This is a genomic window from Polyangiaceae bacterium (genome assembly GCA_020633205.1).
GTDB lineage: Bacteria > Myxococcota_A > Polyangia > Polyangiales > Polyangiaceae > JAHBVY01.
Map to the genome: position 1 here is coordinate 202,692 of JACKEB010000012.1, position 20,808 is coordinate 223,499.

General features: G+C 66.1%; 20 protein-coding genes. 14 read left to right on the plus strand and 6 right to left on the minus strand.

The annotated features are described in order from the left end of the window. Nucleotides 1-62: 62 nt before the first annotated feature. The 4 genes from hisZ to H6718_12965 all read left to right on the plus strand — a co-directional run bounded on the left by hisZ (nucleotide 63) and on the right by H6718_12965 (nucleotide 4,871). On the plus strand, nucleotides 63-1,376 hold the full coding sequence (gene hisZ, locus H6718_12950) for an ATP phosphoribosyltransferase regulatory subunit (GenBank protein ID MCB9586304.1): 1,314 nt from the start codon (nucleotides 63-65) through the stop codon (nucleotides 1,374-1,376). Between the two features lie 163 nt (nucleotides 1,377-1,539). Then, entirely contained in the window at nucleotides 1,540-2,850 is a 1,311-nt protein-coding gene (locus tag H6718_12955; protein MCB9586305.1) for an adenylosuccinate synthase, read from the plus strand. A gap of 48 nt (nucleotides 2,851-2,898) precedes the next feature. Further along, nucleotides 2,899-3,789 carry a hypothetical protein gene (locus tag H6718_12960; protein MCB9586306.1) on the plus strand — a complete coding sequence of 297 codons (891 nt, stop codon included), beginning with the start codon at nucleotides 2,899-2,901 and terminating at the stop codon, nucleotides 3,787-3,789. 8 nt (nucleotides 3,790-3,797) lie between these two features. After that, the gene (locus H6718_12965; protein MCB9586307.1) at nucleotides 3,798-4,871 is read left to right on the plus strand and encodes a tetratricopeptide repeat protein; all 1,074 of its coding nucleotides are present in this window, start codon (nucleotides 3,798-3,800) and stop codon (nucleotides 4,869-4,871) included. A gap of 68 nt (nucleotides 4,872-4,939) precedes the next feature. On the opposite strand, the gene H6718_12970 is transcribed toward H6718_12965, so the two are convergent. The 3 genes from H6718_12970 to H6718_12980 form a co-directional block, all read right to left on the minus strand. After that, complete coding sequence (locus tag H6718_12970; GenBank protein ID MCB9586308.1) at nucleotides 4,940-6,058, minus strand: hypothetical protein; 1,119 nt, start codon at nucleotides 6,056-6,058, stop codon at nucleotides 4,940-4,942. A 275-nt stretch (nucleotides 6,059-6,333) separates the two neighbouring features. Then, nucleotides 6,334-7,476: a hypothetical protein gene (locus H6718_12975; protein ID MCB9586309.1), complete on the minus strand. Its 1,143-nt coding sequence runs from the start codon at nucleotides 7,474-7,476 to the stop codon at nucleotides 6,334-6,336. After that, nucleotides 7,476-7,997: a hypothetical protein gene (locus H6718_12980; protein ID MCB9586310.1), complete on the minus strand. Its 522-nt coding sequence runs from the start codon at nucleotides 7,995-7,997 to the stop codon at nucleotides 7,476-7,478. Before H6718_12980 ends, H6718_12975 begins: the two co-directional genes overlap by 1 nt. A 235-nt stretch (nucleotides 7,998-8,232) precedes the next feature. Here H6718_12980 and H6718_12985 point away from each other — a divergent pair, with 235 nt between their 5' ends. Further along, nucleotides 8,233-8,643 carry a dCMP deaminase family protein gene (locus H6718_12985; GenBank protein MCB9586311.1) on the plus strand — a complete coding sequence of 137 codons (411 nt, stop codon included), beginning with the start codon at nucleotides 8,233-8,235 and terminating at the stop codon, nucleotides 8,641-8,643. After that, complete coding sequence (locus H6718_12990; GenBank protein ID MCB9586312.1) at nucleotides 8,640-9,626, plus strand: D-alanine--D-alanine ligase; 987 nt, start codon at nucleotides 8,640-8,642, stop codon at nucleotides 9,624-9,626. Before H6718_12985 ends, H6718_12990 begins: the two co-directional genes overlap by 4 nt. Here H6718_12990 and H6718_12995 read toward each other — a convergent pair. Further along, nucleotides 9,593-10,900: a hypothetical protein gene (locus H6718_12995; protein ID MCB9586313.1), complete on the minus strand. Its 1,308-nt coding sequence runs from the start codon at nucleotides 10,898-10,900 to the stop codon at nucleotides 9,593-9,595. The genes H6718_12990 and H6718_12995 overlap by 34 nt on opposite strands. Nucleotides 10,901-11,148: 248 nt before the next feature. Between H6718_12995 and purD the strand changes: the two genes are divergently transcribed. Genes purD through H6718_13015 form a run of 4 tightly spaced genes read left to right on the plus strand, consistent with a single transcriptional unit; the run spans nucleotide 11,149 to nucleotide 15,755 of the window. After that, nucleotides 11,149-12,432 carry a phosphoribosylamine--glycine ligase gene (gene purD / locus H6718_13000; GenBank protein MCB9586314.1) on the plus strand — a complete coding sequence of 428 codons (1,284 nt, stop codon included), beginning with the start codon at nucleotides 11,149-11,151 and terminating at the stop codon, nucleotides 12,430-12,432. Between the two features lie 2 nt (nucleotides 12,433-12,434). Beyond that, nucleotides 12,435-13,028, plus strand: coding sequence for an L-threonylcarbamoyladenylate synthase (locus tag H6718_13005; protein MCB9586315.1), 594 nt, complete (start codon nucleotides 12,435-12,437; stop codon nucleotides 13,026-13,028). 55 nt (nucleotides 13,029-13,083) lie between these two features. After that, a complete protein-coding gene (gene serC / locus H6718_13010; protein ID MCB9586316.1) occupies nucleotides 13,084-14,166 on the plus strand; it encodes a 3-phosphoserine/phosphohydroxythreonine transaminase in 1,083 nt (360 codons plus the stop codon). Then, nucleotides 14,166-15,755 carry a phosphoglycerate dehydrogenase gene (locus H6718_13015; GenBank protein MCB9586317.1) on the plus strand — a complete coding sequence of 530 codons (1,590 nt, stop codon included), beginning with the start codon at nucleotides 14,166-14,168 and terminating at the stop codon, nucleotides 15,753-15,755. The genes serC and H6718_13015 overlap by 1 nt, the downstream gene beginning before the upstream one ends. A gap of 93 nt (nucleotides 15,756-15,848) precedes the next feature. Here the strand turns inward: H6718_13015 and H6718_13020 are convergent, their stop codons facing one another. Continuing rightward, nucleotides 15,849-16,313 carry a hypothetical protein gene (locus H6718_13020; GenBank protein MCB9586318.1) on the minus strand — a complete coding sequence of 155 codons (465 nt, stop codon included), beginning with the start codon at nucleotides 16,311-16,313 and terminating at the stop codon, nucleotides 15,849-15,851. A gap of 542 nt (nucleotides 16,314-16,855) precedes the next feature. Here H6718_13020 and H6718_13025 point away from each other — a divergent pair. The 4 genes from H6718_13025 to H6718_13040 all read left to right on the plus strand — a co-directional run bounded on the left by H6718_13025 (nucleotide 16,856) and on the right by H6718_13040 (nucleotide 20,245). Continuing rightward, a complete protein-coding gene (locus H6718_13025) occupies nucleotides 16,856-17,341 on the plus strand; it encodes a hypothetical protein (GenBank protein ID MCB9586319.1) in 486 nt (161 codons plus the stop codon). Nucleotides 17,342-17,413: 72 nt separating this feature from the next. Then, nucleotides 17,414-18,253, plus strand: coding sequence for an FHA domain-containing protein (locus H6718_13030; GenBank protein MCB9586320.1), 840 nt, complete (start codon nucleotides 17,414-17,416; stop codon nucleotides 18,251-18,253). After that, nucleotides 18,250-18,999, plus strand: a complete 750-nt coding sequence (locus H6718_13035; GenBank protein ID MCB9586321.1) for an FHA domain-containing protein — start codon at nucleotides 18,250-18,252, stop codon at nucleotides 18,997-18,999. The genes H6718_13030 and H6718_13035 overlap by 4 nt, the downstream gene beginning before the upstream one ends. 328 nt (nucleotides 19,000-19,327) lie before the next feature. After that, the gene (locus H6718_13040; GenBank protein MCB9586322.1) at nucleotides 19,328-20,245 is read left to right on the plus strand and encodes an FHA domain-containing protein; all 918 of its coding nucleotides are present in this window, start codon (nucleotides 19,328-19,330) and stop codon (nucleotides 20,243-20,245) included. A gap of 41 nt (nucleotides 20,246-20,286) precedes the next feature. Here H6718_13040 and H6718_13045 read toward each other — a convergent pair whose 3' ends face one another. Then, on the minus strand, nucleotides 20,287-20,742 hold the full coding sequence (locus tag H6718_13045) for a DUF721 domain-containing protein (protein MCB9586323.1): 456 nt from the start codon (nucleotides 20,740-20,742) through the stop codon (nucleotides 20,287-20,289). Nucleotides 20,743-20,808: the final 66 nt, after the last annotated feature.

Here is a 20,808-nt window from a genome sequence, read left to right on the forward strand (position 1 = left end):
CCTAAGGAACTGCCGGATTGTCGCGGGCGATCAGCGCCAATTCGCTGTAGAGTCCGCGCGCCGTGGCTGACTCCAACGCTTCAACACCGCCGAGCTACCCGCCAGCAGATCTTGCGCAAATGCAGGGCCGCTTGAAGTCCCTGGAGCATCCGCTGCCCGCCGGGATGCGGGATCGCCTGCCCGAAGACGCGCGCATCGAGTCCGAGCTCGGCGGGCGCTTGCGCGGCTGCTTTGAACTCTACGGTTACGAGCGGGTGAGCGCTCCAGCGTTCGAGTACGCCGATGTGTTGGTGCGCGGGCTCGGCGCTTTGGAGCCGCAGGAAGTGTTGCGCTTCGTCGAGCCCGAGACGGGCGAGGTGGTGGCGCTTCGACCAGACATGACCCCCCAGGTAGCCAGGCTCTTGGCCACGCGCCTCGCGGACGCACCGTCGCCCGCGCGGCTCTGCTACCAGGGCTCCGTGTTGCGGCGTCCGCGCGAGCGTGCGCGGAAGCACCGGCAAATCCCTCAGGCGGGCATCGAATATGTGGGGCAGGGCGGTGTGGACGCCGATCTCGAGGTGCTCGAACTGGCGGTCGAATCCGTGCGGCGCGCCGGCTTGAAGGACTTCGTGATCGATTTGGGCCACGCCGCGATCGCGACGCCGCTGCTCGAGCGGGTACCGCGCGGATTGCGCGATGAGGTCGTCGAAGCCCTCTCGCTCAAGGACAGCTATCAGCTCGAACGGCTGGCGGGGCGCGCTGGGCTGTCAGCGGCAGAGCTCAAGGCACTGTGCGCTTTGCCTGAGCTGACCGGCGCAGAAGAGGTTTGGGAGCGTGCTGAGCGGGTGCTCGCAGGGACCGACGCGCTGAGCGGCTGCTTGGAACTCAAGGCGCTGTGGACGCGCGCTCAGGAGCTCGAGTGTGCGTTGGTCGTGGACCTCGGGGAGACTCGAGCGTTTCGCTACTACACGGGCTTTCTGTTTCAGCTCCTCGCGGAAGGGCCTGGCCGGGCGGTCGCGTCTGGTGGCCGCTACGACCGGCTACTCGCCCGTTTTGGGCAGGACCGGCCCGCGGCGGGCATGGCGGTCGACTTGGACAACTTGGCGTGGGCGCTCGCAGACGCTCAGCGCTCGCCTGGAGTTGGAACGCGCGTTCTCGTGTCCGCGTCGCCTCACGCGATTCAGCTGGTGCGCGCCCTGAGAAAGCTCGGCGTGGTGAGCGCCGTGGCGCCGGCCAGCGATCCCCTTGGGTACGCACATGCCTGGCGTTACACGCACTTGGTGGAAGGCTCGCCGAATGCACTCGAGCTGACTTGCCTCGGCTCGGGCGCGCGAAAGCAGATCACTGGCGGCGATGTCACAGAAACCGCGCGTGGGCTCTCCGCAGAACTCGACTGAGCGCCACGGCCCCTTGTGGTTTGAGGCTTTGGCCGCTAATACGGCTCCGCAACGAGCCAGGATTTTACCGGCTCTGTTGCCGCGCTCGCTCCCTGAGTGGGAATCGATCGCGTGAGACTCACGTTCGCCTCGCTCGAGGCGACCCCAGCAGGAGAACACGAGAATGTCGTCCGTGGTGATCGTCGGTGCGCAGTGGGGTGACGAAGGCAAAGGCAAGATCGTCGACATCTACACCGAGTTTGCCGAGATGGTCGTGCGCTACGCGGGCGGCCCGAACGCGGGTCATACACTCGTGATTGGCGACGAGAAGATCATCGTCCGCCTGCTACCGAGCGGCATCCTGCGCGAGAACACTCGCTGCGTGCTGGGGCAGGGCATGGTGGTGGATGTCGACGTGCTGCTCGGAGAGATCGACGAGCTCGAGCGTCGTGGTCACAAAGGCGTCGCCGAGCGCTTGCTGCTGTCGGATCGCGCCCACCTGATCATGCCGTATCACATCTTGGTCGACACGCTGCGCGAGTCGAGCGCGGCGGACAAGGCGATCGGTACGACCAAGAAGGGCATTGGTCCTGCCTACGAAGACAAGGTGAAGCGGCTCGGCGTGCACGCCGGCATGCTCAAGGATCCGGCGCGGCTCGAGGCCAAGGTGAAGATGGCGCTCGAGGGCTGGGCTTCCACGATTCAGAGCCTGGGCGGCAAGTCGCCTGAGCTCAGCGAAGTGATGGCGCCGCTCCTCGCTGCGCGCGATCGCATCGTGAAGATGCTGGGTAACGCCTCGGTTGCGGTCGATCAGGCGATCAGGGACAAGACACGTGTGCTCTTCGAGGGCGCTCAAGGCACCTTGCTCGACGTCGACCACGGGACGTATCCGTTCGTGACCTCGAGTAACCCGGTCTCCGGCGGTGCGGCGATCGGCTCCGGAATCGGCCCGAACCGCATCAACACAGTGATCGGCATCACGAAGGCCTACGCTACGCGCGTAGGAGCCGGGCCTTTCCCGACGGAACTGGATGACGCCGACGGCAAGCACCTGAGAGAGGTCGGAGCGGAGTTCGGCTCGGTCACTGGGCGACCCCGCCGCACGGGTTGGCTCGACATCCCTGCGCTGCGCTACGCTGCGCGGGTCAACGGGGTGGATGGTTGGGCGCTCACGAAGCTCGATGTGCTCACGGGCCTCTCACGCATTCGCGTGTGCGTGGCCTACGACACCCCCGATGGTCGCACCGAGGACTTCCCCATCGACCTCCTGGATGACCCCGGGCTCATCACCCCGGTTTACGAAGAGCTCGAAGGTTGGACGGAGGACTTGACCGGCGCTCAAGTGCTGAGCGACTTGCCCGCCGCCGCGCGCGCTTACGTGCGCTTCATGGAAGAGCGTGCCGGGGTGCCGCTCTATCTGGTCAGCGTTGGGCCCCGCCGCCGCGAGACCATCGTGCTACACAATCCTTTCTTTGGGCGCGCCGACGCGCCCTGAGAGCGGACTAGGCTGGCGGGGCCGTGTCTCTGCCTTTAGTCTTTCCTCATGTGGTGGGTGCTCGCGACGTTGCCGGTCGAGGTTCAAACCTTGGACGCTGCTCGCGAGTCCGCTCCGCGACCCATCGAGTGTCGACCGGCGCGTACCGAGTCGCGGCGCTCCCTGTGGACCAACGCGCGCCAGCCGAGCCTTGCGAGCTACTGCCGCTGGCTGGCTCGCGGCTATTCCACATTGCGCCAGGATCCTCGCACTGCCCTGGAAGCCGCTGACAAGGCCGCCAAGCTGCGGCCCAAGTTTGCTGCGCCGCACTGGCTGGCGGGGCAAGCGCTAATTGCTATCGGGCGCCTTTCGGATGCCGAGCAGCGCTTCGACCAAGGCTTCAAGCTCGAACCGGCTGGACCCAGCGCGCCCGCGCAGCTCCAGGACGCGGCGCGGATTGCTTTTCTGCGTGGTAAATCGGTCCAGGCTCTCGAGCTGTACCGGCGTCTGGTCCCGCAAGCGTCGCTGCTCTCGAGCCAGGTGCGGCGACACGCGCTGTTCGTCGAAGCAGCGCTCGTGCGCATGGCCGCGGGTGAGCTGGATATCGCCGCGAACTACCTCGCTGAGGCGCGTCAGCGGCGCGGCGCACCTGGCTTCTCGAGCTTCGTACTCGGCGCGCTCGCGCTGGTGCTCGACCGCCAAGGGCGAACCGCGGAGGCCCAGGCCGTTGCCAAGGAGGCAGGCGGTCCAGGGGTGCTGCTCCGTCAGCTTCAGTACCTGAAGCACGGCAAGCTCAGCTTGCTAGCGTCATTGCCTCATGTGCCAGAAGCGGAGTTACACGCCATGGCTGCGGTGCTGGCGGAGTCCTCGGAGCAAGCAAAAGAGCAGTGGCGCGCGTACCTGAAGAGCGCGCCCAAGGACGACCGCTGGCGTAGCCACGCGGAAAAGAAAGTGAAATAGGTCGCCGCGTGTTGCGTAGGCTGACTTGGATTTGGGGGTTAGGCGCGCTGTTCTGGGCGCTGCCGTCCTCCGCAGAGCCAAGTCTATGGGAAGCAGCGCGGGACCCCCAAGCCGCCGTCGCAGAAAAAAGCTACGAAGGCGCCCAGCGCATGTTCGCCCGCTCCCTCGAAGCGGAGCGCTTTTCCACTCGCAGCGCGAAGAACCTGGAGCGCGCCTCGCTGGCCCTCGCCGAGCTCGCAGAAGGCCATGGGAGCGCCGAGGTCGACTACTTCCTCGGACACTTGCTCAGCCTGGGGCCGGACTTGAAGCGCGCCGAGACAGTGTTGCGGCGGGCGCTGGCCCGCGACCCAGCGTCGCCGCTCGCGCGCCGCGCGTGGTTCGACCTGGGGATCCTGCGCGCGAAAGCGGGGGACAGCAAAGGGGAATACGATAGCTACACGCGCGCTCTCGACACCAGCTGGGAGCGCGGGCTACGCGGCAACCTGTACCTCAACCGTGCGGAATCGGCGATGGTACAGGGGCGCCTGACCGACGCACTGCGGGACTACCAGCAGGCGGTCAAGATCGGCAACGAACCTTCGCTTCAGGCGCTGGCCTACTGGGGGATCTCCATCGTTCAAGACCGACTCGGAGATCTACCTGCGGCGCTGCAGGCAGCGACCCTAGCGACGAAAATCTATCCCGGCGCGCTGGACCTGCCGAGTGTGTTCTTCGTACCGCGCTATGACATCCACTACTACCGAGCGCTGACCTGGATGGCTCTGGCGAAAGATGCGGCCGGCGCAGGAGGGCGCGCGGAGGGCTACGCGCGAGCGAGCCAGGCCTGGGAGGCTTACCTCGCGGAAGCGGTACCAGCGAAAGCTGAGTGGGTGGTCAACGCGCGCCTTCACTTGAAGACAACGGAGCGCGAGCGCAAAGCCGCCGAGAAGGAACTTGCGAAGAGCGGGAAGCAAGCGGCGCCGAACGCCCGTCCCTTCGCGTTGCCGCCGCCCCTACGAGGCACGCCTAAGTCCGTCCCGCCTAAGGGCGCTGCGCCTAAGGGAACTGCGCCTGCCAAGCGGAAGCCCACGCTGAAGCCCTGAGGCGCTGGAGCCCTGAGGCGCTGGAGCCCTGACCCCGCAGCGTTGCCGGCAAGCGCCGCCCTCGCCAGCTACGCAGCTTCCGGCAGCTCCTCACGCTGACGTAGGACGCGACGAGCACCGTCTACGTCCTCCACGGCGAGCAGCACCGGACGCAAATACGGGGTGCGCTCGAGCTCTCCAAACGCCCCGCTCGCCTCAACGGCGCGAGCCCGAGGTCCATCGAGCACGAGGAATAGATCCGTCACGCCCGCGGCCTGCCCTGGCGCGTCGATCACATCGACGATGCGATCCCGATCCAAGTGCAGCTCTTCGTGGCCGCGCTGGATTAGCACCCGGCGGTTGGTCACGAGGTAGCGAGTGTTGCTGACGAGCCGCCAGGCCTTGAGGCAAGCCTCGTTCAGCGCGTAGCCCGAGAGACCCAACAGCAAGCCCAGCGAAAGTGTGAGCGCGAGCCCGATGGCGATGAGCGGGGCGACTTCAATGCCCGCGCCCGAGAGCGACCCGATGAGCCGCGGTAGTCGGGACAAGATGCGACCCGCCGAGCCGAGCAGCAACACGGCGATCAACATCAGCCCGATCTGTCGCTGTCCGCGCGGCAACAGCGCTCGCCACGAGCGGCGTGGGCGCGCGGTCCAGAGCACGCGCTCTGCGGGATCCAAGCGCTGAGTCAGCGGGCGATCGCCGAGCCCGGCAGGCACGGTGGTTTCCACGCCTCGAACGATGGCCCAAACCCGATCCGGCGCCGTGACTCCGCTCAGCCGTAGGGTGAGCCGGCGGTGCAGCGCGCCGGTGGGCACGGCACGCACGAGCTCCAAGTCGCCCACCCCAGGCTGGCGCGGATCCCAGAAAATGCGGGCAAAGCTGATCGAACGGATCTCGATGGTGCGGCGGAAGCGACCCCGCTGCCAGATCACGTGGCTCTCGGTGACCGTGTAGCGCATCTGGCTGAGCCACCAGCGCGGCAGCTCTATCGCGGCGATCCCCACGGCAAGACTAAACGCCGCGAAGAGCAGCGTGGGCAAAGCGGCGACGTGCAGCGCTAGCTTGGCCGCGAGCACGAAGCTCAGCGCGCAGGCCGTGGCGACGAAGGCCAGCGCGGCGACCGCCCGATACGCAACGGGCAGCCGCGCGTACCGGGCTTCGCCGGTCCACACGATGGTTCCTCCGAACAGTGAGTCTCGCCCCATGTTTGGCCTGTGGGAGTTTAGACGCGCAACAACACCAAAACTTGAGGTCCCGAGCTGGGTTCGTCCAGCCTCAGTATGATTTTCTGCCAACGCTGCAGCTCAATGCCGCCAATCTCCGACAGTTAGAGGTGGCGCAGCGTTGGGGCGAAACGCGCACAAATGGGCGTGGGCCCGCGTCCGTGGTGCTGTGGGGGAGCGAGTCGGGTAGGTGCTTTCCCTACCGCCGCAACACGCTGCGGGAACAGGCACGGCAGGCCAAGCTTTGATAGGCGCGGTTAGTTGATTGGTGAGACGAACACGAGCTCGATGCGCGCGTTCTTCTGGGCGGCGCCGCGCAGCTTGCTCGGCACGAGGGGTAGGCGATCGCCGATACCGCGAGCTTCCACCTTGGGAGCGCCGAGATCGCTCAACGTCTTCGCGAGCTCCGTCGCCTTGGCGTCTGCCGCGCCTTCGTGGACGGAGATCAGCAGCGGGAAGCGGGGGTTCGCTTTGGCGACCTTGGCCAGCGCTTCGAGGCGCTCCTTCGCGTCTTTTGCGAGCTTGTTGCCTTGATAGAGGCCGCGCAGGGTCACCACGATGCCGCGGTCATCGCGGTGAGGCTCGAGACCGCCGCGATCACTCAGCGCCTTGAGCAGCTCGTCCTGCTCAGAGGACGCGCGGGCCTCCGCGGTGGCTGCGCGGCGGGCCAGAGTGAGCTGCTTCAAGCAAGCGCTGCGCAGCTTGATCGCGTCGTCGATGGGAGCAGGCTTCGGGGACTTCTCGAGCGCCTTGGCGAGCGCGTCCACGCCTTCGATGCTCGACTTGATGTCTTTGGTGTCCGGCGCGATGAGCCACGCGGAAACGCACAACAGCCGGGCTTGCGCCGCCAAGGCGCGGGAGGCCTCCAGGCGGGCCGCTTCGCGGTCGGCGGATGCAGGCTCGTTTGGGGTGAGGGGCACGGCGTCTCGCGCCACCTTGAGCTTCAGCTCTAGCGCTTCGGCCTCGCGAGCGACTTCAGCTTGCTGCGTATCGAGCTTGCCCAGGTCGCCTTGGGCCTTTGCGAGGTCTGCTTTGACCTTGGCCAGGCGATTTTCAGCGCGGGACAGGCGCACGAGCACGAACGCGTGGGAGTAAGCCGCGATGGCCCTTTCCGCGAGGATCTCCGCGGCGGCCTGGTCGCCGTCTTCGAACGCCTGATCGGCTTCTGCACGCAGCTTTTCGGCGTGGGCGAAGGCCTGAGGCGCTTCGGCCTTGGCGTCGATTGCCTTCGGCCCAACGGCGACCTCGTCCGCTTGTCCCAGTACGGGCGGGCGCGGACCGCTAGCGCAGCTGATGAGCGCGACGGCGCTGCCCAGCACGAGCAGGCGACGTGGTGTCAGGCTCAGGCGAGGGAACAACGAGCCTAACCCCCAAACGCGACGGCTACTGGTGCGGCTCATCACTTGGCCTCCTTCGCGGCGGGGGCCTTGGTTGCTGGTGCCTTGGCGGCCTTTGGATCGGGTTTGGCGGCCTTGGGATCCGGCTCGGTCTTCGGTTCCTCGAAGTCCTTCAGCTTGCCCTTGGCGCGCTCGCGACGCGCGATGGTCTCCTCCAGCAGTGCCTGGGCGCGGAGCTTCTTCGTCTCCACAGCCTTCAAGTCCTTCGCGAGCTTGTCGACTTCGCCTTCGGACTTCGCCGCGCGAGTCAGATCCCCAGCAGTTGCCGCCCACTCGAAGGCGACCCCTTCGCTCAGCTCGGCGTGCTCGAGGTCACTCGAGGCGCGCATGTCGTCCGCGCGCTTGAGCGCCGCCTTCGCGTTCTTGACCGGCTCGGCCACCAGCTTCGGATCCGCGGAGCTGAGCCCGCCCAAGAGCTGCTCGGCGCGAGCGCGATCACCGCTCTCCCGCGCAGCGTAAGCCGCTCCACTGACGATCAGGACCAGCGCCGCAATCAGCGGCGGCTTCACTCGGATGGCTCGCACCGGCGGACTCAGCCACGAGCCGGCCGCAACGTCAAGTGTCCGGCCGGGGTGGGCGCCCGCTGAGCGGGGTTCTCGGTTGTCCCCGAAGGGCACATTGAGCGAGCGCCTGGCGGCCGCTGGGCCCGCGCCGAGGTCGCTCCGCCGGTTGGCTGAAGCGCTCGCAGAACCCGCTGTGGTCGTGTACGACTCGGCCATGGCGGAGAGCAAGGCGAGGGTTGGGTGGGATCAGTACTTCATGGAGATCGCGCGCCAGGTGGCCACGCGCTCCACTTGCAGCCGTAAGCACGTCGGCGCGGTCATCGTGCGCGACAAGATGCTGCTGGCGACGGGCTATAACGGTTCGATCCGCGGCCTCGATCACTGCGACGACGCGGGGCACATGATGGAAGACGGTCACTGTGTGCGCACAGTCCATGCGGAAGCAAACGCGATCGTCCAGGCGGCTCGCAACGGAGTGCGCATCGACAGCGCCGACATCTATGTGACAGCGTCGCCTTGCTTTGGCTGCTTCAAGCTGATCGCCAACTCTGGCATCACCCGCATTTGCTTCGGCGAGTTCTACCGCGACGAGCGCATCTTCACGCTGAGTAATCAGCTCGGCATCACCCTCGACCACATCAAGCTGGGTGAGGAGTCTGCCACGTGACGTCACGCATCGCGGTCGTGTGCGGTGGCCCTTCGAGTGAAGCTGCGGTGAGCCGTGCGTCGGGGCGCGGTGTTCAGGCGGCGCTGATCAAGGCGGGCTACGAGGCCGAGCTTTTGGAGCTGGGGCGTGAGCTACCCGCAGCGCTGCTCGCCGGCCATTTCGACGCGGTGTTCCCGACCACGCACGGTCCGCTGGGGGAGGACGGCTGCCTGCAAGGGCTGCTCGAGGTGCTGGGCGTGCCCTACGTGGGCTCCGGAGTGCTCGGAAGCGCCACCGCGGCGAGCAAGCCTGCTGCCAAGCGCTGTTTCCGCGAGGCAGGGCTACCGGTTGCGCCAGAGCGCGTGGTGAAGCAGAGCGAGCTCGAGGCGCTCGACTGTGACGCGGTGATCGCGGAGCTTGGACCCGCCGTGGTGGTCAAGCCGTCGGGCGGCGGCTCCTCGATCGGTGTGCAACGGCTCGCGGAAGGCAGCGACGGCGCGGCTTTGCGCGAAGCCTTGCAGCGCTCCTTCGAAGTCGACTCCGAGGCGCTGATCGAGCGCTTCGTTACCGGGCTTGAAGTGACCTGTGGCGTGCTCGAGGGCGACGCCGGTCCGGTGGCTTTCTCCCCGACGCTGATCCACAGTAACGCCGCGGAGTGGTACGACTTCAAGTCGCGCTACGGTACCGGTGGCAGCCGCCACGAGTGCCCAGCTCCATTGCCTCTCGCGCGCCTCGGCCGCATCCAGAGCGTTGCCGTTGCGGCGTTTAAGTCTGTTTCCGCGCGGGACCTTGGGCGCATGGATTTCGTGGTGCCCGCGGACCCCGACGTCGACGTCACGCTGCTCGAGGTGAACACGCTACCTGGGATGACCGCCACGAGCCTCTACCCGGAGGCCGCGGGTGTTGCCGGTATCGATTTCCCAGAACTCTGCCGGCGCCTCGTGGAGCGCGCCAAGTCGCGGCCAGCGCGCTACGTGCCTGAAGAAGTGCCGCTGCCGGATTGAGCGCTTGACTGAGCTTGAGCGTCGGCGCTTGTCTTGCGTAGCCGGCGCTCCCTGAGCTTAGCGAGCAGTTCGTCGCGGTTGCTCGGCGCCGCGACCTTCCCGGGGCGCGGATGCACGCCGCTCCCTCGCGTGTCGAGGCTGTCGTCGGAGGTGTCCGTCTCTGCCGTGGGCTCGGTGGCGGCTTCCGCTTCGACTTCTTCGACGGACTCCACGGCGACTTCTTCGATGGACTCCGCGGCGACTTCGACCTCTTCGACGGACTCCGCGGCGACTTCGACTGCCACCACCTCGTCGACATCAAGCAGCGGTGCTTCTTCCAGCTGCTGTGCCGTCTCTGGCTGCTCGGCCAGCTGCTGGCTGTCGCTGATCGGGGCTGGTTCGTTTGGGGGCGAGGCTGCCGTCTCTAACGCGTCCGGCGAAAGCGCCAAGAGCTCGTCCACGTCGCCGCCGCTCGGGGCTGGGAGCGGCGTGGTAGCCGTGCTGGGGGAGCTGTTGTCCAGCAAGGTTGGGATTTGATCGGAAATCGGCAGCGGGGTCATTGCGGGCATCGCTGGGTCCGCCGGCGGTGGCTCTGACAGGGCCTCCGAAATCAGTGCGTCTAGCTTGAGCGCCGAGCCAGCCAGGGGATCTCCCTCAGGTGCCGGAGCCGGTAGCGAACTCGATCGCACTTCGCGGGTTGCGCTGGCGACAGCGTCATCCAGGGCTTGCTCCTCGATTGTCTCCGCAGACAACGGTCGCGGAGGTGCGCTGTAGGGGCTGTTTTCCGACTCAAAGCTCCCGAGGGGCTGGGTTGCCAGGGGCTGGGTGTTGCCCGCCGCGGGGTTGCTCGGTTCGAAGCTGACGGCGACCCCGGGAGCGCTATCAGGGACCGGGTCGCTGTGCTCGAGCGGTTCCGTATGGATTGGCGCGCTGTTATCTACTTCGCTGAGCGCCTCGACGTCGTCAATGACCTCGTAGTCGTCCTCAGTCAGCGCGGCCAGGGCCTCTGCAGCTTCGATGAGGGCCTTCGCCGCGGCGTCGAAGCGGCGAAACTTCAGCTCGAGCTGAGAGGGGAACTCGTCATCGCTCGGGCGGAAGCGCGAGACGCTGCCTTCTGCCCGCATCAGACGCTGGCCGCCCTCGAGCTTCAACTCGAAGCGCACCACCGTGCCCTCGGGGTGCTCCGGTTGGTCGAGTAGGATGATGTTCTTACGCGACAACGTCCAGCCTTCGGCCTGAAGGAACTCTTCCTCGGTTGCGTAGGGACGCACGGTGCGAATGACGACGTGGGACACTCGGGCCTCGCAGCGGATTGGGCGGTGCTTTGGGCTCCTCGTCGCTCGGGGCGCGCACACGGAGCCTTCTCTGTGTACCAGTCCTCGGCCGCTTTGGGCAACGCCGGCAGCTAGCGTGCCCCCATCACCGCGAGCCGTATCACCGCGAGCAGCATGACCGTACGCGGATTCAGCCCTGGCTCGGGCGAGCTTGGCGGCAGGAGTCGCGCGGCGTTGCTCCTCGGTGGGCGACGGGCTACGGGGCGGCCATGCAACAGCCTGGTTCGGGACTTCGGATACTGGTGATTGGTGGCGGGGGACGCGAACATGCGCTGGCCTGGCGTCTCGCCCAAAGCCCTTCCGTAGCAGAAGTCACGCTGTGTCCCGGAAACCCCGCAATACCCGACCTCGAGAGCGTCAGCGGGGAACCGAAGGCCGTCGCGCTCGATCGGCGCCCTGATTTGGTGGTCGTTGGACCTGAGGCGCCGCTATGCGCGGGGCTCGCCGATGAGCTGCGCGCCGCCGGATTGGCCGTGTACGGCCCTGGCGCTGCAGCCGCGCGCCTCGAGGGTTCCAAGGCGTTCATGAAGGAGTTCTGTAAGCGCCACGGCATCTCCACCGCTGCGTTCGAGGTCGTGCGCAGCGCGGAGGAAGTGCGCGCCGCGCTCGATCGCTTCAGCGCCCGAGGCGAAGTACCCGTAGTGAAGGCGGACGGTCTCTGCGCGGGTAAGGGCGTTGTCGTCGCGGAGACTGCCGAGGAAGCCTTGAGCGCCAGCCTGGAGATGCTGGAAGGCCGCTTTGGAGACGCCGGGCGCACCATCGTGCTCGAGGCGCGTCTGCCGGGAGCCGAAGCGAGCGTGCACGCCATCTGTGACGGCGAGCGGGTGCTGATGCTGCCCGCGGCGCAGGACCACAAGCGCATCGGCGAGGGCGATCGCGGACCAAACACCGGCGGCATGGGGACTTACGCTCCCGCGCCCCTCGTGGATGCAGCGCTGCTCGATCGCGTGCGTGAGGAAGTGGTGATGCCCGTGATCCGCGGCATGCAACAGGAGGGCAGCCCCTTCGTTGGGACGTTGTTCGTTGGGCTGATGGTCTCGCCTGCGGGGGAGCCGGAGGTGCTCGAGTTCAACGTGAGGTTTGGGGATCCGGAGACCCAGGTGTTGATGGCGACCCTCGACGGCGACCTCGGTAGGCTGCTGCTGAGCGCGGCGCAGGGCGCTCTGCGGCCGGAGGTCGTGACGGTGAGTTCGCGGCACGCCATGTGCGTGGTGATGGCGGCCCACGGCTACCCAGAAACACCTCGCAAAGGCGACGTGATCGAGGGCTTGGAGCAAGCCGCAGAGGTCGAAGGAAGCGCGGTATTTCACGCCGGCACTTCGCTCCGTGACGGACGCGTCGTCACTGCTGGGGGACGGGTGCTTGGCGTAACCGCTACGGCGGCTGACCTGGCTCAGGCGCGCGAGCGCGCCTACACGGCTGTCGAGCGGATCCGCTTCGCTGGTATGCAATTCCGTAGGGATATTGGATACCGCGCGCTCGGTAAGGTATGAGCATGAGACGTGTGGTCGGCGAGCGCGCGGCGCTGGAACTGCTGCTATTGGGTGAGGTGGTCGCCGTCGCTACGGAGTCTTCATTCGGTCTACTTGCTGACGCGAACAACCCCCGTGCCGTCGATCGATTGCTGAAGACGAAGCACCGCGACAACAAAGGCATCGGCCTGATCGTACCGGGGTTGCCCCAGTGGGCTCATTGGGTACACGACGTGCCTGAGACCGCCCGTTTGCTCGCAGAGAAGTTTTGGCCAGGTGGGCTGACTATCGTGTTACCCGCGGCTCACACCGTGGACACACGTTTGACTCATGCAGGCACGATCGGCGTTCGTGAAGCCGGACCAAGCGCGGCTCGGCGCCTCGCTAAGCTGTCTGGACTCACGCTTACGGCGACGAGCGCGAACCCACCTGGGGAGCCTGCGGCGCTCGATCATACGAGCGCGGAGCAAGCGCTGCCCGGGGTTTGGGTCGTAGTCGGACACGCGCCGGGTGGATTGCCATCGACCTTGGTCGCGCTAGATGAAGGCCGTGCGAGGCTGATCCGTGAAGGTGCGGTTCCCCGGCAAGCGGTCGGCCAAGTGGTCGCGCTTGACTAAGACGCGTCCAGTTACTACGCGATGGCCCCGCAGGCCCTTGTCTGCGTGGAGGAAAATGGCCCGAGTAATCAACTTCAACGCTGGTCCGGCAGCGCTGCCATTGGCAGCGCTCGAACGCGCTCAAGCAGAGCTTCTCGATCTCGAGGGCACTGGAATGAGTGTCATTGAGCACAGTCACCGCGGCAAAGCCTACGACGCTGTCCACCAGCAGACACTGGCTCTGGTGCGGGAGCTGCTCAGCGTCCCGGACACTCACGAGGTGCTGCTGTTACAAGGCGGCGCGAGCATGCAGTTCGCGATGCTGCCGATGAACTTCCTTGGGGAGGGGCAGAGCGCTGACTACGTCGTCACCGGCTCTTGGTCCAAGAAGGCGCTAAGCGAAGCCAAGGTGATTGGCTCGGCGCGCGCGGCGGCAAACGTCGGCGTCGACGGCAAGTTCACCCGTATCCCGAAGGCTTCTGAGCTGGAGCTGGATCCGAACGCCCAGTACGTCCACATCACCAGCAACAACACCATCGCTGGGACGCAGTGGTTCGACTTCCCGGAGACCAAGGCACCGCTGTTCGCCGACATGTCGAGCGACATCATGTGGCGCCCGATCGACGTCTCCAAGTTCGGTGTGATCTACGCGGGTGCGCAGAAGAACATCGGACCGAGCGGACTCGCTCTGGTGATCATCGACAAGGCGCTGATCGCCAAGGAGAAGGAAACGACTCCGGCGATCCTGCGCTACTCGACGCACGCCTCGAACAACTCGCTCTACAACACGCCGCCGACGTTCAGCATCTACCTGATGCGCAATGTGCTGGAGGTGGTCAAGGCAGCGGGTGGCTTGGCAGCCATGGAGAAGAAGAACCGCGAGAAGGGTGCAGTGTTGTACGGCGCCATCGATGCGGACCCCGACTTCTACCGTTGCCCCGTGGAAAAGGGCAGCCGTTCGTTGATGAACGTGGTGTTCAACCTCCCGACGCCTGAGCTCGAGGCAGAGTTCATCAAGGCAGCGACGGAGAAGGGCATGATCGGCCTCAAGGGCCATCGCTCCGTGGGCGGCGTGCGCGCTTCGATCTACAACGCCGCCGAAGTGGCCTGGGTAGAGACCCTCGCCAGCTTCATGGCTGATTTCAGGAAGGGTAAGTGATGGCAAAGGTTCTGGTTTCTGACAGCCTGAGCAAACAAGGGCTGGAGATCCTCGAGAAGGCCGCTGGGATCGAGGTCGACTACAAGCCCGGTCTCTCCGAGGACGAGCTTGCGGCTTGCATCGGCGCCTATCACGGCCTGGTGATCCGTAGCGGATCCAAGGTCACGAAGAAGGTGCTCGACGCCGCAGAGAACCTGCGCGTGGTGGGTCGCGCTGGCATCGGCGTGGACAACGTCGACGTCAAGGAGGCCTCTCGTCGCGGCATCGTGGTGATGAACACCCCGACGGGGAACGCCGTCACCACGGCCGAGCACGCGCTGTCCTTGCTGATGAGCATGGCCCGCAAGATCCCCGCCGCCTGCGCTTCTATGAAGGAAGGCAAGTGGGAGAAGAAGCTGTTCGAGGGCCGTGAGCTGACGGGCAAGACGCTCGGCGTCATCGGACTTGGCAACATCGGACGTATCCTCGCGGATCGCGCTCGTGGGCTGCACATGGAGGTCATCGCGTTCGATCCGGTTGTGACGAGCGATCGCGCTTCTGAACTCGGGGTAGAGCTGGTGAGCCTGGATGAGCTGTGGCGCCGCGCCGACGCCATCTCCGTGCACACGCCGCTTACGGCTGAGACCAAGAACTTGGTCAACGACGACACCATCGCGAAGATGAAGGACGGCGTGCTGCTCGTGAACGCGGCGCGCGGCGGCGTCTACGATGAAGCCGCGCTGGTGCGTGGTCTCGATTCTGGGAAGATCGGCGGCGTAGCCCTCGATGTTTTCCCCGAGGAACCGCCTGGTCTCAGCGAGATCGTCAAGCACCCGGGCAGCGTGGTGACTCCGCACCTTGGCGCCTCCACCAAGGAGGCTCAGCTGCGCGTCGCCGTGGAGATCTGCCAGCAGGTAATTGCGTACCTGACGGAAGGCACCATCACGAACTCCGTGAACGTGCCTTCAGTGCCCCGCGATATGGCGAGCACGCTAGGACCGTACGTGACGTTGGCGAAGCGCCTGGGCCAGTTCCTTGGACAGGTGGAGAGCCTCCAGCCTCGCGCGGTGGAGCTGGAGTTCAGCGGTGAAGCTGCAGGACTCAAGCTGGCGCCGGTGGTCAACGCCGCCCTCGCAGGTGTGCTCGACCAGTTCCTCGAGGAAGGCGTGAATCCGATCAACGCGCCGATGGTCGCGGGCGACCGCGGCATCGACGTGCGCGAGCTGAAGAGCACGGGCAAGAGCGGCTTCGCGACGCTCGTGTCTCTCACCGTGACCGGTGCAGACGGGGAACGCGTCTCCGTTTCGGGCACGCTGGCTTCGGATCGCGGCCCGCGCCTCGTGCGCTGGGGTGACTTCGATCTCGATCTGCTGCTCGAAGGCGCCATGCTGGTGATGAAGAACGCTGACAAGCCCGGCGTCATCGGAAACATCGGAACCATCCTGGGCGAGAACTCGATCAACATCTCTCGCATGCAGGTAGGAGTCCACAGCTCGAGCGAGTCAGCGGCGTCGCTCTGGATGCTCGACTCGGAGCTCAACGAGAGCACCCTCGAGAAGATCCGCGGCGTGAACTATGTGAAGCAGGCCTCCAAGGTCGTCCTCGCGTAGTCCGCGCACGCGTCTGCACAGCAAAGAAAAGGCTCCCGGGAGGGAGCCTTTTCTGCGTTTGCCCGTTTGCAGTCGCTAGCGGGTGGTGGCGCCTCAAAACTGCCAGGCACCGAAGCGTGACTTGCGACTCTGTGCGATCAGCTTGCCGTTGAAGTCCCGTACGCTGGTCGAGCCGCTGATCAACATGGGGAGCGAGGCGGCGACCGCTAGCCCGCCCAGCGCCAGAGCAGCGATGCCAGCGGTCTTCATGCCTTGGGAGTCCTGATAGTGCCCCACGCCATACAGCGCGCCGCCGCCCAGGGCGATCGGTGTGCCGATGGCGAGGGAAAGCACGCCCCAATCGCGCCAACTCTTGCTTCCGCCGTCGACGCTCAAGCGTGCGGTGCCTACGCCAGGCTGCAGGCGGAAGACGTTGGTGGTCGTCATGCCAGGTGCGCGCACCCGAGCTTCGGCCCCATCGACTTCTAGTGTTGTTCCGCACGGAGCCTGACACGCGCGCTTCCACGGACCACCGTAGGTGACCGAACGCAGCTCGAGCCACGCCTCGGGGTAGTTCACCTTCAACTCCACGCGGGCTTGGGTTGGCGCCGTGTATTGGGATGGTGGCGCGAAGGGGGCGGGTGCTGCGGGTGTCGGTGCTGGCGCGGCGGGCGGGGGAGGTGCGCTAGGCGGCGCGCTAGGCGCTGGCGCGCTCGCCGGAGGTGCGGTCGGCGCGGGCGCGCTGGGGGCGCTCGATTCGGGCGCCGGGGCCTGAGATGGAGCTGGCGCTGCGCTTGGCGCGGGCGCGCTGCTCGTCGCAGGCGCGCTGGTTGTCGTGCCGCTTGGCGCGGAGGGTGGGGCGCCGTTGCGTCCCGGCGGCGGATCCGCGTGTGCTACCACGGAGCCTGCTACTAGGATGGTTCCAACGACGGCGGCCACTCGCAGCTGCATGGGGGCGGAGCCTTCCAGCCCACACCCGGGTCTGCAAGGGGGTGTTTCGCTGGCTGAGGCGGAGCCGCTTGACGCCGACTCCGCGTAACCGATAACCCGAGGCAGATGACCGGCTGGGTCCACAGTGTGGCGCTTTGCGTCGCTTATGATGAGTCGACTTGGAGTGCGCCATGGAACCCGCGGTAGTGCTTGCCCCTGGAACCGAGCGCAACACGCTCGCGGCGCGTTTTGCGGACGTCATCCGCGCCAACGTTCAAGCTTCATCGGGGAAACGCGAAGCCTTCGAGGAGCTGCAAGGATCCGTCTTCGTCGTGGTCAACGACCCTCCCTCACCCCCCGATCTTCCTCGAGCTTCCGTTGCTCCGGGTTGGGGTGGAGCGCTGACCCTACGCTTCGACCTGGGTCAGCTCACCATCCACGACGGCTTAGTGGGGGTGCCCGTGGTGACGCTACGAGGCGCACCCCAGGTGATTGAAGGGCTTCCGGAGCTTAAGCCGAGCTTGGGCGGGCGCGCGCTGCGTGGAGCCCTCGCGAGCTTGGCGGCGCTGCGCTGGATCCGCGGGCAGGGTGAGGACGCCCTGAAGGTGTACGGCCTCACTCGTCATCCGCGGCTCACCGTCGGCGTGCTCCGTGTTCTCTCCCGGCATCGCTGGTAGCAGCGGGCGTTCTGGGCCATGGTACGCTCGTCGGGGGGCGCGGTGTTGGCGACGATGTAGGTGAGCATAGCGGTGCGATTCCGACTCAGGTTTTTATTGCAAGAGATCGATCTGTCGCCAGGCGTCACCGTCCTAGGTCGCAGTCCGACCTGTCACGTCACGCTCGACGATCCGCTGGTCAGTCGTGAGCACGCGCAGCTCTCAGTCCGTGGAAACCAAGTCACGGTCCAGGACCTGGGCTCGCGCAACGGAACCTTGGTGAACGGCGAAAAGCTAGCTGGCACTCAGGAGTTGCGCGACGGCGATCGCGTGCGCCTCGGCACGCAGGAGCTTGTGTTTTACCACCTCGACGACGCAGATCGCGCGGCAGGGCGAGCCACCGGATTCATGACGCGTTGCGCGGCGTGTGGTGTTCCTTACCCTGCGGAAGCGGGAACGTGCCCCAACTGCGGCAGCGATCACCGAGTCGAGGACGATACCGTGAGTGGCGTCGTAGGTGCCACGGATCAGAACTGGACGCTGCAGCTCTTGATCGAAGTGCTGCAGCGCGCCGAGACCGTGAACCGTACCGAAGACGTTGAGCGCCTGCTGGAGCGTGCTCGCGCCAACATCGAAGGCCGCCTGGCGGCCAATCATCACGTCGCGCCGGAGCACCTCGACGCCGTCGCCGTGAGCGCCTCCCGTCTCGCGCGGAGACTCGGCAACGCTCGCTGGGGGCGCTGGGCGCTGGATGTGTTCGCTGCGGCGAATCGCTTACCGCCCGAGGTCGTGAGCGTCGAGTTGCACACTCTGCCGCCCGACTCCCAAGGAGAGCTGCGGGGCTCGGTTGAGCGTATCCTTGCGGAAGTGACGGAGGAGAGTGCGGAGCGGCGTCAGGCGTTGTTGCGCTTGGCGGCTGACCTTGAGGCATGAAGTATCGCCTGCGGTACCTGCAGCATGACTTCGAACTCAGCCTTGGGCAGTTCGTGATTGGGCGCGCCGCGGAGTGTCAGCTTTCCCTGGATGATCCGCTAGTTTCGCGTCGCCATGCGCTGCTCGCAGTGTCGGACACGGAGATCAGCGTCGAAGATCTGGGCAGCCGCAACGGTGTGCTCGTCAATGGAGAGGCGCTCAGCGGAAGCCTGGTGCTCAAGCACGGCGATCGGATCCAGATCGGCAGCCAACAGATGCTGCTCTTGCGGGCGCGAGACGATCGAGCTCAAACCCAGATGCGCATGGAAGCGGCGACCTCCGCGGACGCGGTCGGGTTGCTCGGGAACTTGGCAGACAAGGCCTTCGCCCTCGGACGCGGCGCAGAAGCCGAGCGGATTTTGAGCGGCTACCTCGACGGCGTGGCGAGTGATCTCAACGGCGGCCTCGAAGTGAGTGATCGCGTGGTGGACCAGGCTGCGGAGTACGCCTCCAGGTTGGCGCTGGCCACCGGCAAGGGGCGCTGGGTGGACTACATCATCACCCTGTATTCCAAGTTGAATCGTCCGTGCCCAGCGGCGGTCGTCGATGGCCTGTATTCCGGACTTCGCAAGGTCGACAACATCGACCGAACGCGGCTGCGAGACTACATCGCGGGCCTTAAAAAACGCGCGAATAGCCTCGGCCCGAACGAGCGCTTCCTCCTCAGTCGCCTCGAGGGGCTGGAGCGCCTCGCAGCGCTCAAGTAGCCACCGCAGGCAGCCACCGCGCCCAAGTAGCCACTGCGCCCAAGTAGCCACTGCGCTCAAGTAGCCACTGCGCTCAAGTAGCCACCGCGCTCGTTAGCATCAGCCCTCGAGTAGCCGCAGCACTGAACAACCGACTCTCGAGAACCCCGGTTGGCGTCCACGCATTTGGCTTCGACCACGCACCGCGCAACAGCGTCGAAGAAACGGCCGTTCGCCCGATGCTGCGCCGACCCAGGGTCCGAAGCCAGGTGTGGGTGCCGCCCTTTGATTGCAGGCCGGGACCGCCGAGTCCTCGACGTGGCGAGTTGGCGTATGTAACCTGATCTGAGTGTCCTCAGAGTCCGACAACGGGCGGCGCACCGAACCACGGATGGCCGTTAGCTCCACCCGAGGACCCCTCCTCGCGTGGGTGCGGTATCGCGGTCGCGATCTGAAGCTAACCGGGTTCGAGACCGTGATCGGGCGCTCCGCGAGCTGCCAAATCGTGCTGGACGACGGCCTCGTGTCACGGCGGCACGCGCAGATCACGGTTGAAGACGACCAGGTGATTTTGCACGACCTCGGTAGCGTGAATGGCGTCTACATCAACGGTGTGCGCCTCGAGGGCTCCAAAGAGGTTGGAGACGGCGACCGCATCCTGATCGGCAAGCAGGAGCTGATGGTGCGCACCGCACGCTCGGGAGGCGTGAACAGCGTCACGCTGGCGGAGCACCGCGATCGATCTGCGGCGGAGACACTCACCGGGCTCGAGCCAGCACCGTTCGCCGTGGTGCCGCCAGTTGCTGGTGAGCCCACGGGTGACACCGAAGCCACGCGGAAAGGCGACGCGTTCGACCTTTTGGGTGGTGTTGCCGACAAGGTGCTCGCGATGGGGCGCGGCGCGGAAGCGGAGCGCATCCTCTCCAACTACTTGCGTAACCTCCTCGCGTCTCAGCGTCGCGGTGGCACCGAGGTCGCTCCCGCGGTCATCGAGAAGGCAACTTCCTACGCCATCAAGCTGGCGCGCGCGACGGGTAAGGGGTCGTGGGTTGACTACGCCATCGAGCTCAACCAGCTGTGCAAGCGGCCGCTGCCGGGCGTCATCGTCGAAGAGCTGTATCAGTTCGTGCGACAGGTCGAGGTCGATCTGAAGCTCCTTCGCGAGTACGTCGCAGTGCTCAAGGCAACGGAGCAACAGCTCGGTCCCGCTGAACGCTTCATCGTCCAGCGCATCGAGGGTCTCGAGCGACTCGTTGCCGCGCGGTAATGGTTCGCGGCGTCGCCGAGCGTTGGTCGCGCGGTAAATGGCTAGCGGCGCTTGGATTTGCGCGCGAGGGTGAGTTCTGCAGCCTCTTTGATGCGCGCGCGCAGCTCCGGGTCCTCGACGGACTCCAGGTGTGCCACCAGTTCTTTCGGCAGTTCGGCGCGGGGCATCGTGGGGGCAGGGCGGCGAGCTTTGGCTTTCACCGGTTGTCCGGGGCGCCCCAAGTCGACGACCCGAAATCTCAGCTGCTTGACCTTCACTCCCGCCTCGTTCAGGCGGGCCAAGATGGGCTCGCTCAGCAGCGCGAGTTCCTGTGCCCAGACGGGTGAAGCGACCTTGACGGTGAGCACATCACCCTTCAGCCAACCTGCTTCGGAGCGTGCGGCGACGCGGGGCCCCACGACCTCACGCCAAAGCTGACGCAGCCTTCCTCCAGGATGCGCCGCCTCCACGCCCTGGAGCAGGCTGGCGAGTTTCGATGGAGCGAGGCGTTGGGCCATGGGGGAGTTTGTTGGGGGGAGGTGCATTGTTTGTCCGTCTGCACCTGCCGCGGGGACCGCGCTGAT